This is a genomic window from Microbulbifer regidiadema (SeqCode) (assembly GCF_052466995.1).
In genome coordinates, this window is record NZ_CP174297.1 from 2953459 (window position 1) to 2969888 (window position 16430).

The window sequence follows — 16430 nt, forward strand, 5'->3', positions numbered from 1 at the left end:
CACCGTACTTACTGGCGGCCCTTTTAATATTTCAAAAAAAACCGCCCGGCAAGCGTAGCTCAGCGGGCGGTCTCTTATCACATCTTCGATTTACACCGAAAGAATCAGCACTACTTAATAGCTGTAGTTCAGACCGAGGTAGAACTGACGCCCAAATTCGGTGTATTCACCGAGGACACCATCCACCCCATAAGATTTCACATCCGCTTCATCAGTGAGGTTATTCGCGGAGAAAACCACATCAATACCGTTATCAAATGCGTAGGATATCTGTGCATCGACCGTGGTATAGGCTTGCGCTTCCACAGGTGTGGAGCTGCCTGGCACCGGCATATTCAGGATAAATTCATCCCGATAGCGAACATTGACATGGGAGCTGAAACTACCGATATCCCAGAATACAGTAGTGCTCCAAACATTTTCAGAGAGACCCGGCAACGGCAGGTTTTCACCATAGAGACTGCCGCCACTCACTTCGGTTTCACTCTCGGTATAGGAATAGCTAGCAGTCATACCCAGACCAGCCCAAATACCCGGCAGCTGATCGAAGGTCTTGGTGCCGGCGAGTTCTATACCCCGGATATAACCACCTTTATCATTGTTAACAAAGGTTTCAAAAGCACCGGCTTCCAAGCCATCTGGAATTTCAATGCCCAGGGAATCAAACAGCGCCGTGCGCTCTGCCTGGCTATCCAGATAGATATACTGCTTCTCTACCAGGCTCTCGATATCCTTCCAGAAAAGCGCGGCAGTTACTGCGCCGCCATCTTCGAAATAGTGCTCATAAGCCAAGTCAAACTGGTTTGCACGGAAAGGGTCGAGATAGGGAGACCCCTTGGTCCAAACGTTGTACTCCGTAGCGCCATCGTTGTTAACACTGTTCCAAGAGCCAGCGCCCCCCTTCAGCTGCCCAACCGGTGGACGGCCCATCACTTTAGCTGCAGCAAAGCGAATATAGTCCTGCTCGGTCAGCTCAAAATTCAAGTTAAGGGAAGGCAGGGTATCTGTGTATTCGGGGCCGTACTCAACATAGTCATAGCTATCTGAAGTTACACCCACATCATCGGTAATCTCGATACCATTGCCGGCACCCACATTTTGGATTCCGCTGGATTTCACATCGGTCTCGACAATACGTACACCGAAATTACCAGTTACAGGAATGCTACCCAGCTGGGTATCGATATTGGCCATCAAGTAGTAGGCAAAGACTTCCTCTTTCATCGTCCCGGACTCAACGAAAGTCCAGTCCTGGCTAAATACCTTTTTACCTTGGTAATTACCGGCACCAAAAATACTGGAGGCCAGGGCATCCATGTCGTTGACTACGAATTGTGGTATCCCATTGGTGGATTCAACACTGACATAGCCGTCCAGTAGTTGCGGCTCACAATCGATGTCGGACAGGTTATCCGCACAGTAATCATTGAATTGGCCATCGCGGCTACCGTAAAGGAAGGCTCCACGCTCAGAGTCAAAAGTGCGCTCAGAGACACGGAATCCTGCCTCAATAGAGGCAATCGCTCGCCACTCCAAATCGAACTTGTAATCGAATTTGAAGGCTTCAACCTTATCGGTGTACTCGTGGGGGTATTCTTCGTAGCGCGACAAACGCATGGTATCCAGATCGGTGAAATCTACACCGGAGAAAACGCCTGAGGGAATACCATCGCCATTAAGGGAATAAGCAAAGCTCTGCCCAGCAGCTTCCTCCCAGGTCTCTAAGTTGCCATCGTCATCATAGGTCAGGTCGTAAGCGTGCATGGACACAATCTGGTCCTTGCGCGTCTTGGTGCCCTTACTGTAGGAGTAGTCAACGGCCAGGGTGTGGCGATCACCTAAATTCCACTCCAGGTTCAGACCAATACTATCGCTGTCCGCCTGAGTGGATTGATCCTCAGAGCGGGATTCAAACCAGGGGCTGGAATGATCAACTGTTTTAGGGTCGGTAATAATTACCGTACCATCGGTAACCACACCGCCATTCACTTCGGTATCGGAAAGGGTGTAAAAGTTTGTATTGGCCAGGCCACCAACCGTAATACCGTGGCGAGTATCAACACGCTCAAAGTCAGACTTAAAATAATCTAACTGGGCCTTGAAGCTATCGGTAGGCTCGAAAACGACGCTGGCCAGGTAGCCATTACGAGTATCGGTACCATCACCGGATTGCCACTGGAACGCGCGCGGCAAAGCCGCCTCGCTACCGTTACCATCGTAATCGACATCCTGCTCGTAACCGATCTGGTCGTCTGCACCCGTACGGGACTTTACAAAGCTGTTCGGCTGCTCAAGGTGGGAGTACCCCAGGGCTACGCCTACTTTGTCGTCCATAAATTTACCCATGTACGACAGCGTGACGCGCTCACCGAATTCATCGGCACCGATGTCGTCTGCTGCGTCGTTAAACGACATACGCACATTGGCATTAAAGTTGTGTTCTTTCTCCGCATCCAGGGGATTCGCGGTTTTCAGCTCGACAGAGCCCGCAACCCCGCCTTCGATATGGGAGGCTTTCGGAGATTTGTAAACTGCAGCCTGATTGATCAGCTCGGCCGGATACTGGTCAAAAGAGATCCAGCGGGTGCTTTCGGTGTAGCCACTGGTGGAGGCCTGTTCACGACCATTCAGGGTCGTCTGCAGGAAGTCGCCGTTCATACCGCGGATATTTAGCTGTGAGGACTGACCGTTGGATCGCACGGTGGTTACGCCGGGCAGACGGCCCAGGGCATCGGCGATTGATTGGTCGGGAAGAGATGACAGAGCGCCCGCATCCACCACATCGGCGACAACATCGGCGGAGCGCTTGGCTTCAAGGGAGTCCAAAACGCTGGTACGGATACCGGTAACTGTTACTTCTTCCAGAGTTTCCTGCTCCTGCGCAAAGGCCCCTACCGAGGTAGACACGGAGGCCGCGATGGCAGCAGATAGCAAAGTGGGTCTGAGCGCCCCTTTGCTTTTATTGGATAGACTCATCATCTTCTCCCTGGACTTATCGTTATGTTGAGACCCTGCATCCTAGGGCGGCCCCTAATCCATAACATCCTCCCCCGAGGGGGGAGGAGACGGGAAAAAGTGTGAGATCAATCACAGGTGGGTCTTAATACACGTTTGTCAGGTCGGCGCCTGTCAAAACGCAACAATAAGTTATCCCTCCAGCTGTACCGCCGCGCCGATCAGTGCCTGGTAGCCCGCGTTTAGCGCATATACCGGGACCGCGTCCATCCACTGAGCCACACGCCCTTTGCTGAGGAAACGCTGCTCAAATTCGCTCTCCGGTAGCAATTCAGCAATTCTGGGCAGTATTCCCCCGCCCAAAAATACTCCGCCCCGTGCACCCAGATACAGGGCGGCATCGCCGGCGGCACTGCCGAGGAAATTGAGGAAATCTATCAGGGTTTCACGACACAGCGGATCTGAGCCCTCAAGGCCACGGGCACTGATATCCGGGGGTGTCAGGTCCTCAGCAGCCTTGCCGTTCAACTCGCAAACTGCCCGGTAGAGATTCACCAAGCCATTGCCCGACAACACCCATTCATTAAAAACCGGCACCTGGGTTTTCATCAGGATTTGCAGCAGCTGTAATTCACGCTCAGTAGAGACGGTCAAATTGGCATGGCCGCCCTCTCCCGCCAACACATGGTATCGACCCTCGGCCTCCGCCAGCCCAGCGACGCCGAGCCCGGTACCGGGACCGAGCACCGCCATAGGGGCGCCTTTTATCCGGGGGGTATCGCGCAGTATCTGGTAGTCCGATTCAGCCAGGCGGGGCAGGGATTGTGCCAGGGCGGCAAAATCATTGATCAGCTCCAGGTGGGGCAAACTGAACGCTTGCGCCAACTGTCCGGCATCAATCGTCCAACCCAGATTGGTCATATAAACCCGCCCCCCCGTTGGAGTCATCTCCAGCGGGCCGGCTGCGGCAATACACGCCTTTTCCGGGCGCGGCTGGTTCACTCCATCAAGCCAGTGCTGCAACGCTGCATCGAACCCCTCAAAACGCTGGCAATCAACCACCTTGAGCTCTTCCAGCTGGTAGCCCTCTGCAATAGGCTTGGCGATGGCAAATCGGGCGTTGGTCCCACCGATATCCGCTACGATACTCGTCATAGTTATCCTTCTAACTTCCCCCAAAAAAGGCGATATAACTTAAGGCGTCAGGCACAATTTTGCCAGCCCCACAGCGGACTACACTGGACAACTCACCCTATAAAGGAACCGCATAACCCCATGGCCGATACCGCTGAACACATCGACCGGCACAAAAGAAAACCGATACCAACCTTTTGGTCACACTTTTTTAGCGCTCTACGGGTGGAATATTTTTCACCGCATCCACGAATATGCGGATTTCCTCCTGGCTAAAAGACGTATTCACGCGCGCTTGTGAGGCCGGCTGGTGGTGAATGCCAACACCATAGCGCCGTGCAATTTGGGGGCGGATGGGGCGGGGACAAAAATTGCCACCACAGTTGGGACAGACATTACTGAGTAGTGTCTCCACACAGGATTGACAGAAGGTACACTCGTAAGTGCAAATCATCGCCTCTTGCGAATCTGGTGGCAGGTCTTTATCGCAGCCCTCACAATTTGGCCTTAATTCCAGCATCCGAGATCACCCTTAGTTTCACTCAAGCATTTTTATAAACTGATTACACCCACGACGTCATTCAGTTTTTCTGTGGAAAATTTCCGAGTAAAGAAAGCCGACAGAAAGTCTGTAGAGCTTCACCCTGTAAAAAAAATATGCTCGGGATAAATATAGAATACCCTTTTCGCAGTAATCCACAGGCTAACTCAACCAATCGAAGTCCAGAAAAACTTTGCCCATATTAGCCCCTTATCCACAGGGATAGTGGCATAAAAGAGACAGCTAGCCGCCATATTCTGTCATGCTTGCAAGCTCAATAGCGCTGTTAAAGCCCCCAACTCAAGCTTATAAACCGCGCAACTATCCTAAATACTCCCTGCGGATTCCACTACCAGAATCCGAGCCTCCCCAATAGGATGGGCAACATGCTCAGTTCCCTCGGAAGCGTAAAATATATCGCCGGGGCCGAGAAGCTCAGACTCAGCTTCCCCCTCCACCTTATAAAACATTTCCACACGGCCATCGAGAACCGCAAAGACTTCTTGACCATCGTTGATATGCCAAATATAGGGCTGATCGGTCCAGTGCAATTTAGTGGTTATACCATTCATATTAGCGATAAGTTGCGATGCCCAGGGCTTATCGCCAGTAAACTCACTGCTGCGCACTATCTTCATAAAGGTTATTCCAGCAAGGTAATTTAAAGAATTGCTAACTACAAAGCGGATTCTTCGGGCACAGGAGAAGTCGTGGCGCCATTTTCAGCAGGTTCTTTTTCCGCCGGCTCATCAACGCGCCGAACTCCAAAGGTCACCGTCGGTGGAATTCCCATGCCCAGATCGATATCTGCAACACGGTAGTTGCATCCCCTGGCTTTGAGAATGGCATTCACCTTCTCCTGCTTTTCAACCGCTTTGATAACGGTATTGGCTATCACCTCATCACTGCTAAATGCGCTTACAGATTCATTGACCCTTTCGCCGAGTTCCTTGGCTTTATCAAAAATACCCATTCTCTCCATTTCCCTCTCTACTAATTAACGGTCGAAATCATAGGTCAAATATCTATATTTAGGAACCGGAGGCCGGTCGCCACGCTGCACTTCCAGAGCGGCAATGACCAATAATTCAGATTTATTGGTCACACCTGCTAGAAATCTAAACCAAAGAGTCTGACCAATCATCCACAAAAGGGGCAATAGTCCGTTTACCCCCATAATTTCCAGCCCCTCCTCCCCGCGCCTTGCCCGCCCCAGATTGATATGTCACTATCATTTTTTTTGCGATTTGGTAGCGATAAATGAGTGGGCGCAAGCAGTTCGATGAGTCACAAGTGCTGGACAAGGCCATGCGCGTTTTCTGGGAAAAAGGCTACAAATCAACTTCCCTGTCGGATCTTGAATCGGCCATGGGACTGAATAAATCCAGCATCTACAACACCTTCCAGAGCAAGGAGGCGCTGTATGGCCGCTGCCTGGAGCACTTCCACACCCAGTATGCCTGCGATGCTATGGGCACCTTGAACCATCCAGACTTTCGCACAGCCATAGGCGGCTTCCTGGAAATACTTCAGTCAGGTATGGAGAGCTCGGAAACTCCTGAGGGCTGTATCGCCACTATGGCAGCAATGGAGGTAGGTGCCAGTGAGGGGTTCCTCGCTGACTTGGTAGCCAAGGGTACCAATGATATGTTGAGCCGGATTGAAGCTCGCATGCAAAAAGCTATTGACGATGGCCAGTTACAGGCCGATGTCGATTGTGCCGCCCTCGCCGCAATGGTTATGGCTGTGAGCCGAGGCGTAGTGGCCCTGAATAAAGGCACAGGCAGTACCACTGCCGGTCAAAAAAGTTACCAACAGCTATCCACCATTCTGGATCAGTACACACACGTCTAAAAAAGCCCACCCCAAAATTTCCTGCCTCTTTGGGGTGGGAATGGGGGCATTCCTGTGAGAATTAACCGTTAAAAATAGCGACGCAATTCCAACTGAAAGTAGTCGTCATTACGCAAACTGTAAGTGGGATCTTCTTCATCCGCATTACCGAAAAAACGCGCTTCCGCTTCCAGCAGCCAGCGATCATTTAGCCGGTGGCTAAGTTCAAAGTTGGAAAAGCGACCGCCATTATCCAAATCGGTACTGACAGCAAATAAAAGCTCTGTATCCTGGGTATTATTCAGGGCATAGCGCGCACCTATGGCAATATCATTTTGACTGGCCGTAGACCAAGGTCCAGTGCGATCATCAAATTGATATTCCATTAATACCCCGAGATCTGCTACCGTTTCGCTAATACCATAAAATGTATATTCGAAACCACCGACAGCCGCTGTCTGGCGGTCTTCGCCGCGCGGCTTAAATGAAATCGCTTCAAACTTCCACAACCAGTCTCCACGGGTCGTTTGAATATCCACACCGGTCTGATCGATCTGTGCGTAGTAAGGCGCGAGTAATCCATCCTCCGCAAGCAGCAATAGTGGGTCCCGATTGGTGCCGGAAAAATGGCTGAGGCCCAGGTCCCAATCTCCAAGTACATGACTGTAACGCAAGGCCCAGTCTATGTGCTTTTCTTCCCGATCAGATTGATAAACCGCAGCCTCCTCATCCACCAGTAGTGGTGTGCGCAATCGCCCTTCCCGGCCGGCAAACTGGCGCTCGCGAAAACCCACTAAAGCGTAAGCCTCCAGCGTTCCCCAGTCCCGCTCCATCAGGAGATTGAGCATGGGTTGGCCCAGTTTGTCTTCTCCGTCGATATTTTCCAGTGCATCATCCTGGTTAATCACATCCACCAGATGTACGGTTTCAGTAACACCCCAAAATACCTTGCGCACGCCGGCGTACAGTTCAAAGCTATCGTAAGCTTTCCACCAGTAAAGCTCGCCGAGATCTGCGTGATTGCGCTCGCTATCCTCACTGTCCCAACGCCCAAAAACGCTGGCTACAACACGCTGGTTACCGTCGTCAAAATCCCGATAGTACTCGAGATTTAAAGACGCAGAGAGACCGGCATCACTTTGCGCCGAATCCAGCGGGTCTGCGGTGAATGCGCGGGCCTCCAGGCCCGCGTAACCGCTTAACTCATTTGCCCCAGCCGTGTGGCTCAACGCTGCCACGAGTGGCAACAGGGCGAGTATTTTTCGCTTTGCCATAGGCGCAGTCCCTATTTCGCCCTGGAGAGACTATTTTTGGTGAAGTCCCGCTCGGTAAAACCATTGCCAAATACCCAGTCGCTGTACAACAGCTCAGTGGATTTCCCGGTCAAATGATTGACCATCTCCATTTTATTGGCCCGCCAATATTGATCGCCGTACTGGTTGTAACCGGAAATCGTGAGAGTCTTCATCAAATCCCCTTTTCGATCATAGTAATCGGTCCTCCATGCGCGGTACTCCTCTGTATCGAGCCAAAGGTGCTGGATGGAATAACCGGATTTAGGGTCGACGGGGTCCAACTCCAGAACAAAGTGGTCGCGGCCATCAAAAAACTCATTGCGCAAATATTTGTAGGTGTATTTCTCCACCTCCTGTGAGGCAATATCCTCATAGGAGAATTCACTCCCCATAAACGGGCCGGACTTATTACTGGAGGAAATACGCTTTACCCGCTTTAGTGCGGGCAAATAGAGCCACTGGTCATCGGAGCCCACTTTGTGGGTAAAGGACAAAAATGCCGTGCCCTTTACATCGCGGGGATTATCAAAAACCACCAGGGATTTATCTCCATCATCTTCCTGCTCCAGAGTTTTAGTGCGCATAGCCCGCACACTTTCCTCACCATATTTATTGCGCAGGGTCATAGTAAGACTGTTGCTGATATCGCCAAATCCCAAGTCGCGACGATCCGCCTCTTTGGCAATTTTCAGGCCTTTTTCTGCGGCCAAGTCCAGTTCACCGGCGGAGACAGAGAAAGCTGCCAGAGCCAGAGCACCTGCTAGTGTCCGTGTCAGAAACTGTTTTTTAGAGCGGCTGGGTTGCATAGTTTTGCTCCTTATTTTCAATAGAGGTAATAGCGGGGTCGTAAGCCTTGGCATCAAGTTTTATCAACAGAATCGGAAGAAGTAGGAAATCCGCTAGCAAGGCCATCAAAATACAAATTGCGGTCAGAAGCGCCATGGAGGAGTTCATACCAAAGGAGGATTGAGCCAAGACCATAAATCCGGCAATCAGGATTACCGAGGTCACCACAATCGCTACTCCCACGGAGGAGAAGGCGTAACGCAGTCCATCCTCCACGTTGTAGCCAGCACGGCGCTGACGCAGGTACTTACTGAGGAAGTGCACGGTATCATCCACCACAATACCCAGTGCCATACCAGTCACCATAGTGACAGCCACATTGACTTCAGCCACCAGAGCGCCCCAGAGGCCAAATGCCAGACCGGCCGGTAACAGGTTGGGAATCAGGCTTAAGAAACCGAGCTTAACGCTGCGCAGGGCAATACCAATCAGTGCAGAAATTAATACCAGTGCAACCAGGGTACCCACCAACATGCCTTCCATATTGCGCTCGGCAATATTGGCAAACATGATCGCCGGACCTACACCATAGGCAGCTACACCAATGTTTTTCTCCAGCCAATTACTGCCGGCATCCGCTACCGCTTTGAGTTCTTTCGACTTGAGATTATCGAGAGTTACAATAATCTGTGTCGACGACTTAGCCACATTGAGCTGGTTATTTAAATCCAAACCGTAGGGAAGAGACAGTTCGTACAGCAACAAATACTGAGCTGCCAGCTCCTGATCTTCAGGCAACCTGTAATAAGCGGGATCGTCAGCATGCAGGTTTTTGTTCAAGCGCTTAAAAGTATCGCCGATGGTATTGACATGGCGCACCCCGGGCTGGCCCTGCATCCACTCAGTGAAACGCTCCAGCTTGGCGAGAAACTCCGGATTGCTGACACCATTGTTATCACCGGATTCCAGCGAGTAAATCAGCTGGTAAATACCAGAGAGGTTGTCATTGATGTAATCGGAGTCTGTGCGAAATTCCACAGACTCATCAAAATACCCCACAAAGTCATCGTTGATTTCATTGTTTGGAATCATTGCCAACAATGCCAGAGAGACAAGGACACCCGCCAGTAATATCGGGCGCTGACGACGAATCACAAAATCTCCCAGCGCATCCATGGAGCGTCCAATTTTGGATTCACTGGCACGGCTCTTGGCAGGCAGTATCGCCATCAATGCCGGCAGCAAGGTAACCGATAGGAAGAAGGCCACCATCACACCGATAGCGGTAATATTACCCAGGTCGTGGAAGGGCGGCGCATCGGAAAAATTCATCGACAGGAAGCCTATGGCGGTGGTGATCGACGTCAGGAACACCGGCCCTATATTGAGCTGTAAGCTCTCTTTAATGGCATCGTGCTTACTGAGGCCACGGCGCATTGCCGCGAACAAACTCACCAATATATGAATCGAGTCCGCTACCGCAAGCGTCATAATAATAGTGGGGGCAGACGCAGATGGAGGGGTCAGTTTTACCCCCATAAAACCGGCCAGCCCCATACCTGCGGCCATGGAGAACACGATAACCAACAACGCGGCAAAAGTCGCACTGAAGCTGCGCACCAGCAAAAATACAACCGCGATAATTACCAGATACATGAGCGGAACTAAAGTGCTCATATCTGACTGAGAGGCCTCAAAAAATGCATTACTCAGTAAAATTATACCGGTCGCATATATCTCTACATCGTATTTCGCCTCAATTTCTTCCATCAAAGCCTGTGCAGCCTCAGCGGCTTCAGGGGTTTCATGCATGGATTTTTGTGGAAGCTGGAAGGTGATATTAATCCCTGTAACAGAGCCATCGCTATTGACCAGGCGCTCCTTCAAGGTGGGATCTGCCAGTGCGACAGCTTTTATAGAGGCTAAGGTTTCCGCATCGAGATCGCCGGCATTTTCCACCAGGTCTTGCACCAGGAGGTCATCCTCCTCGGCAATGGTATGCTGGAAGTTGGTGATAGAGTCCACCCGCAGCGCATAGGGCAACAGCCAGGATTTCTCCGTCATTTCCTCTACGGCTGCCAGGGCATTATTGGAAAAGGCATTGCCATCTTTCGGTACCACCGCAAACAAAATATTGTCATTCTTGGTGTAAGTGCGCTGGATTTGTTCATAGGCCTGTAACTGCGGATTAGCCTCGCTAAAGAATGCCCGGTAATCGTTGTTAAAACCCAGAAACCTTGCTCCGCTCACAGCAAAGAAGGCCAGCAGTAGTGCGCCAATGGCCACCAGCCATCGATATCGAATAAGCCAGTCCGCATAGCGGCTGACCCAATTCGATGGTAATTGGGGGGATGACATAAAATCAGCTCCTTCAAACAACTTGATAGAAAAATAATTAATCAACAGCCAAAGTAAATTGACACTTTCTAAAGGGCACAGAATCCCGTCGCAGCCGATATAGAATCAGCTACAAAATTCGATAAAAAATGGGCGTACTAATCCCGCCAGCCAAAACCTGAAAGACGGTAGCGATATAAATTAAAACTTAAAATACAGACGCGATAAAACAACTTCTTTATATTTAAAAGTAGCTCATCATTAGGCAAATCTTCCCTCTCCCCAACAAAGGGGTAATCGCTAAAGTTCAGAAGGTATCTAATTTACGACAAGGTAAATTTAAGCATAAATACTATAATTCTATCCATTTTCCTAAGACATGCCGGTATATCAGCAACCTACCTATTATTATCACTATTAACTAACGGGCAGAGCTTCTGAATAATTCCAACCATCATTTCAATCACTCCTTAGTCTTCAAAATGATAGACAGGCACCCGACGCCACTACCCTCTGCATGGCAGAGAGGCTTCAACACTCCACTGTGGCGACTGGGACAAAGCACAACAGCTTACCCTGTACCTGACCGGTCAGTACTGCTTTGTTAATCCTATGATCACAGCCCTTCCCACAATCTATGCAGAATATCTTGAACCGAACGGTTCATGATGTCAACCATGGAGTCCCAAAATATAAATAAAGGCAATCCAGCTTCAGGGAGTCTGCCGCGCAAAACTTGGGTTAGAATCCGGCGACGATAATGAAAATGAAGGAATTGTGCTGTGAAAAAACTGCTCCTGCCCATCGCAATCGGCGCTTCGCTGCTGGCTACTCAGGTCTCTGCCAGTGACTCCAAACCCCAGCAATTGCTGCAAGACACCGAATCCAAGGTGATCGAGTGGCGCCGCCACCTGCATCAAAATCCCGAACTGGGCAATCGCGAATTTGAGACCGCCAAGTACATTGAAAAGCACCTGCGTGCACTGGGCCTTGAGGTAGAAACCGGTATCGCCCACACCGGCTTGGTGGGCTTTTTGAAAGGCGGCAAGCCCGGACCAACTGTCGCCCTGCGCGCGGACATGGACGCTCTGCCAGTCACTGAGAGAACCGATGTGCCCTTCGCCTCCAAAGCGCGCACCACTTACCAAAGCAAAGACGTGGGCGTTATGCATGCCTGTGGCCACGATACCCATGTGGCAATGCTGATGGGCACCGCCGAGGTCCTGGCCGGCCTTCGCGATGAGTTGGCTGGTAACGTCCTATTTATATTCCAGCCCGCTGAGGAGGGCGCACCGGACAATGAAGAAGGTGGTGCGGAGTTGATGCTCAAAGAGGGCATCTTCGAGAAGTACAAGCCGGATGTGGCTTTTGGCCAGCACGTGACCTCCTCACTGCCCACTGGGGTGATCGGCTACCGCTCGGGCCCATTTATGGCCGCTGCCGATGAGTTCCGTATTACCATCAACGGCCGCCAAACTCACGGCTCGCGCCCCTGGGGTGGTGTTGACCCAATTGTCGCCGCCGCACAAGTCGTAATGGGCACCCAGGCCATTGTCAGCCGCCAAATCGATATCACCAAAGAGCCCGCAGTGGTGTCCTTCGGACGCATTGACGGCGGTGTTCGCAACAATATCATTCCGGACAGCGTTTATCTGAACGGCACTATTCGCAATTTTGATATGGACAATCGCGCAGAAATTTTCAAACACTTGAAAACCACTGCGGAATTAATTGCTGAGAGCTCCGGTGCCAGTGCGGATGTGGAAATCCTCGAGGGCTACCCGGTAACGGTCAACAATGCTGAGCTGACAGAAAAGGCCCTGCCTATCTTGAAAGCTGCTGCCGGCAATGAGAACGTTGTAGAGGTGCCTAAAATCACTGGAGCAGAAGACTTCTCCTACTATGCCAATGAAGTCCCCGGTTTCTTCTATTTTCTGGGGGTAACCCCAAGAGACCAGGATGCCAGCACAGCCCCCAGCAACCACTCACCGCTTTTCTATGTGGATGAGAATGCTTTGCGTAAGGGCACTGAAGCGCTGACTCTGTTAACTTTGGATTATATGGCAAACCATAAAAAACAGTAATTGTAAAAAGAGCCCCTCTTGGGGCTCACTTTCACAATTATCTATTCCTCAACCTCTAAGGTTATAGTTTTTTCGGTTGTTGCTCCATCATCATCCGTAATACTGAATTTGAAGGATAAAGTGGCGGGCTCTGCTGGTGTCATAAAATAAGCAGTCAGTTTATCCGCATCAATCAATTCAACTGACGGGCCAGATACCTGCTCCCATTTCTGGCTCACAATAGTTCCATCCTGGTCTCTTGAAGCCCCACCGCTCAAGGTCGAAATTGTATTAATCTTAACACCGCCAACAGCCCCATATGCAACAACCATAAACGGTGGAATATTCCCCTCTACGATCACCGTAAATATACTCGTTACTATTTGGCCATTGTTATCTTCAACCTCCAGTTCAAACTCCAGAGTAAACTCACCTCCCGGGTTTTGTGGTGCTATAAAACTCGCACTACCATCAGCGTGAGTTATCAATTCAATATCCCTATCGGAGAGGGAACGCCAGCGATAGTCAACAATATGCGCACCAGGGACGTCCCAAGAAATGCCAGGAACCAGTAAGACATTTTCACCGGGCTCAACTTCTTGAGTAGTACTTATTACTTTGGGGGGAATTAACGCAACCTCTATACTGACAGTAGTATGATTTGTCGCCCCTCTATTATCAGTGACACTGAACTTAAATGACAATTCAGCAGGCTCTGCTGGCGTTTTAAAATTGGCAATTAAATTATTAGCGCCAATCAACTCAACGGGGGGACCCGACACTTGCTCCCATTGTTGACTTACAATAGAACCATCTGAATCGCCTGAAAAGGAACCGTTCAAAGTAATATTTGTATTAGGCAAAGCCAGCGGTTGAAAATTTACCCCAATAAACGGAGGCATATTCTGCTTCACAATGACAGTAAACACACCTGTCGCTGTCAGGCCATCGTTATCCTCAACCTCAAGCTCAAATTCCAGAGTGATTTCTGTACCCCAAGGGATTTGGGGTGCGATAAAACTCGCGCTACCATCGGTGTGGGTTGTCAATTCGACATCCGTACCGGGGAGTGAGCGCCAGCGATAATCTACAATATGGCCATCAGCATCCCAAAGCCACCCTTTAAGCAGTATCTCGTCACCAGGGTCCACTATCCTGAGATTACTCAAAATCATTGGGGGCTTTAACGTTTCAATGAAAAAATACCTTCCCAGTTTGGACTTTGTACCACCGTTGTCTTCAATCTCAATGGTAAATCCTACTGATGAGTTATAATTTCCTGACTCTGCAACAGTTCTGGGAACAATAAAGGAAACAGTCCCATCATCAAGTTTTTTCAACTCAACACGAGGACCTCCTGGCACCTGCTGCCATTGATAGCTCACAACGGTTCCATCAGGGTCGTAGGATCGATTTGCAGATAATATAACCTCTTGGCCGATAGCAAGTTCTGATGCTGCTGGGAAATCCATTAGTACAACAGGAGGCAAATTTTCCCCAACGCTGACGGTCACTTTACTGCTATTTTTTAGTCCCTTATCATCCTCAACCTCCAGCTCAAAAACCATCTCTTGTACCACTCCAGTAATTTCGGAGGGCGCAGTAAAGCTAGCAAAGCCATCACTAGAGTCATTTAAGATGACGGAAGTACCGGAAATCTGTGTCCAGCGGTAAGCCGCGATACTGCCATCGGGATCAGACGATAGAGTACCATCGAGTAATACCGCCGTATTACCCTCAGCCGTTTGATTTTCGCCAGCAACTGCTGTGGGTGGCTGATTGATATGCCCAGAACCTCCTTTTAATACAACCAATCCCTGCGATGGATTTGCGATAACAATATCTAAAGCACCATCCCCATTAATATCGCCACTCGCCATACTCTGAGGACCGCTATACATCCCACCTGGAATGGTTATCTGTTCACTCAGAGCCAAGACACCATTACCTTGCTGCTGATAAATACTTAAGAACTCGCCACTGACCGGCAGGACAACCAAATCAGCAGAGCCATCATTATCAATATCTTTGCTTAAAAGCTCTCCAGGAATGCCGCTATAGTTATGGATTTCAGCCTGCTGTAATAAGCCATCCTCTCGCTGATAATATACCGCGATTCCCGGGTTAAACTGCCCCTCACCAACCAGCGATACGGAAATATCATTGCGCCCATCACTATTAAGGTCACCAATGGCAATCCCCTGTATTTGAAGGTCATCACCAATATCAGCATTTCCACCTGAATCAATACTGATAAGTCCACGCAGCGCCAAAGACTCATCCGGCGATAACACAACCAAGCTATTTTGGGGAAACCCATTAACGATTAGTGCAATGTCCGTTAAACCATCCCCATCAACATCACCCAGCGCCACCTGCCCGGGGCTTTCCATAACTAGATCGCTAACAGTACTTACAAAGTTAGCTGGCTCTCCGGCTTTACGTGCTATTGCAGCAGCATACTCTGTCCAACTGATCCCGAGGATTTCCCTACCACCATCACCACCAAAATCGGCAATAGCCACTCGTTCAGAATAGAAATTTTCTAAAAATTCTGTATATACTAAACCATCAGTAGGGTCTTGCAGGTATATCTCAATTACGCCGCTATCAAGCCCAACAATCACATCTGCTAAACTATCATCATTGAGGTCACCCACCGCAATAGATTTCGGCTCACCTCCAGTAAGTGGGTAATCAACAGACCCTTTAAGGCCACCAAATTCGTCCTGTAGAAATACCTTTAATTTAAAATCATCCTCAAGCGCAAAGCTACTCGACGTAGCTAGCACAATGTCATCAAGTCCATCATTGTTCAAATCGGCAACAGCGATAACTTCTGCTTTCGACTCGGTGGAATAAATCTCTGCGGGCTGAAATTGAACCTCCCCGCTTGCTGTGCCTGCAAGTAGAAAAGTCGCTGTGGAAAGAGCAAAATATTTTGCCAGTAATTTAAGCTTCACAACATCTCCCTGTGTAAATCCGCCTTAAAAACCTCCGCCAATTTAGCACACAATGTGAAAACAAAGTGCAATTAACCAATAAAAATATTTCACCCCAGGCCATTGCCAAACAATTAAAAACTGTATATAAATACAGTATATTTTGAGTGAGAAAAATCCCCGCATGATTCACGAGCGTACCAATAGAGCACTATTTTTACTCATCAACTTAAAGAATATGAAAGCAAGCCTCAGTAGAGCTCCACTCTGAGCAAGCCCCACCTGTATTGTGGCAAGATTACTTATGCTTGGATCAGGATTCAGTGGCTGGAGCTGAATATTTCTAAGCCATTGCTGTTGGTTTTGCTCGCCTTGCAGCCGAGCATGAACTAAGGAGCCCTGAACAATTCCTAGAGTTGCATTCCTGCACTTGCAAGGGCCTGCGGCCAGTTGCGCCGAACATCTATAGCCCTAAAGCACTGCGGAGTTATTCAGAGGCTACTTAACCCGCTCGCACTGATCTCAACTTGAGAATGGGAAACGC

The 16430-nt window shown here is 49.7% G+C and carries 11 protein-coding genes; 2 read left to right on the forward strand and 9 right to left on the reverse strand.

Going from position 1 to position 16430, the window contains the following annotated elements:
• Nucleotides 1-114 precede the first annotated feature (114 nt).
• The 5 genes from ACJJIK_RS12850 to ACJJIK_RS12870 form a co-directional block, all read right to left on the reverse strand.
• A complete protein-coding gene (locus tag ACJJIK_RS12850) occupies nt 115-2976 on the reverse strand; it encodes a TonB-dependent receptor (RefSeq protein WP_444928698.1) in 2862 nt (953 codons plus the stop codon).
• Between the two features lie 171 nt (nt 2977-3147).
• The gene (glk, locus tag ACJJIK_RS12855) at nt 3148-4110 is read right to left on the reverse strand and encodes a glucokinase (protein WP_444928699.1); all 963 of its coding nucleotides are present in this window, start codon (nt 4108-4110) and stop codon (nt 3148-3150) included.
• A 190-nt stretch (nt 4111-4300) separates the two neighbouring features.
• Nucleotides 4301-4609, reverse strand: coding sequence for a DUF1272 domain-containing protein (locus ACJJIK_RS12860; protein ID WP_444928700.1), 309 nt, complete (start codon nt 4607-4609; stop codon nt 4301-4303).
• Nucleotides 4610-4956: 347 nt separating this feature from the next.
• Nucleotides 4957-5268 (reverse strand): cupin domain-containing protein, encoded by a 312-nt coding sequence (locus ACJJIK_RS12865; protein WP_444928701.1) that lies wholly within the window; start codon nt 5266-5268, stop codon nt 4957-4959.
• Between the two features lie 38 nt (nt 5269-5306).
• Nucleotides 5307-5603 carry a hypothetical protein gene (locus ACJJIK_RS12870; RefSeq protein ID WP_444942968.1) on the reverse strand — a complete coding sequence of 99 codons (297 nt, stop codon included), beginning with the start codon at nt 5601-5603 and terminating at the stop codon, nt 5307-5309.
• A gap of 287 nt (nt 5604-5890) precedes the next feature.
• Here ACJJIK_RS12870 and ACJJIK_RS12875 point away from each other — a divergent pair, with 287 nt between their 5' ends.
• Complete coding sequence (locus ACJJIK_RS12875) at nt 5891-6484, forward strand: TetR/AcrR family transcriptional regulator (RefSeq protein WP_444928703.1); 594 nt, start codon at nt 5891-5893, stop codon at nt 6482-6484.
• A gap of 68 nt (nt 6485-6552) precedes the next feature.
• On the opposite strand, the gene ACJJIK_RS12880 is transcribed toward ACJJIK_RS12875, so the two are convergent.
• The 3 genes from ACJJIK_RS12880 to ACJJIK_RS12890 are packed head-to-tail and all read right to left on the reverse strand — an operon-like array spanning nt 6553 to nt 10902.
• Nucleotides 6553-7737: a hypothetical protein gene (locus tag ACJJIK_RS12880; protein ID WP_444942969.1), complete on the reverse strand. Its 1185-nt coding sequence runs from the start codon at nt 7735-7737 to the stop codon at nt 6553-6555.
• A gap of 11 nt (nt 7738-7748) precedes the next feature.
• Nucleotides 7749-8564 (reverse strand): outer membrane lipoprotein-sorting protein, encoded by an 816-nt coding sequence (locus ACJJIK_RS12885; protein ID WP_444942970.1) that lies wholly within the window; start codon nt 8562-8564, stop codon nt 7749-7751.
• Nucleotides 8545-10902, reverse strand: coding sequence for an efflux RND transporter permease subunit (locus tag ACJJIK_RS12890; RefSeq protein ID WP_444942971.1), 2358 nt, complete (start codon nt 10900-10902; stop codon nt 8545-8547). Before ACJJIK_RS12890 ends, ACJJIK_RS12885 begins: the two co-directional genes overlap by 20 nt.
• Before the next feature lie 761 nt (nt 10903-11663).
• Between ACJJIK_RS12890 and ACJJIK_RS12895 the strand changes: the two genes are divergently transcribed.
• Nucleotides 11664-12965: a M20 family metallopeptidase gene (locus tag ACJJIK_RS12895; RefSeq protein ID WP_444942972.1), complete on the forward strand. Its 1302-nt coding sequence runs from the start codon at nt 11664-11666 to the stop codon at nt 12963-12965.
• Between the two features lie 41 nt (nt 12966-13006).
• Here ACJJIK_RS12895 and ACJJIK_RS12900 read toward each other — a convergent pair whose 3' ends face one another.
• Nucleotides 13007-15907, reverse strand: a complete 2901-nt coding sequence (locus tag ACJJIK_RS12900; RefSeq protein ID WP_444942973.1) for a PKD domain-containing protein — start codon at nt 15905-15907, stop codon at nt 13007-13009.
• Nucleotides 15908-16430 lie beyond the last annotated feature (523 nt).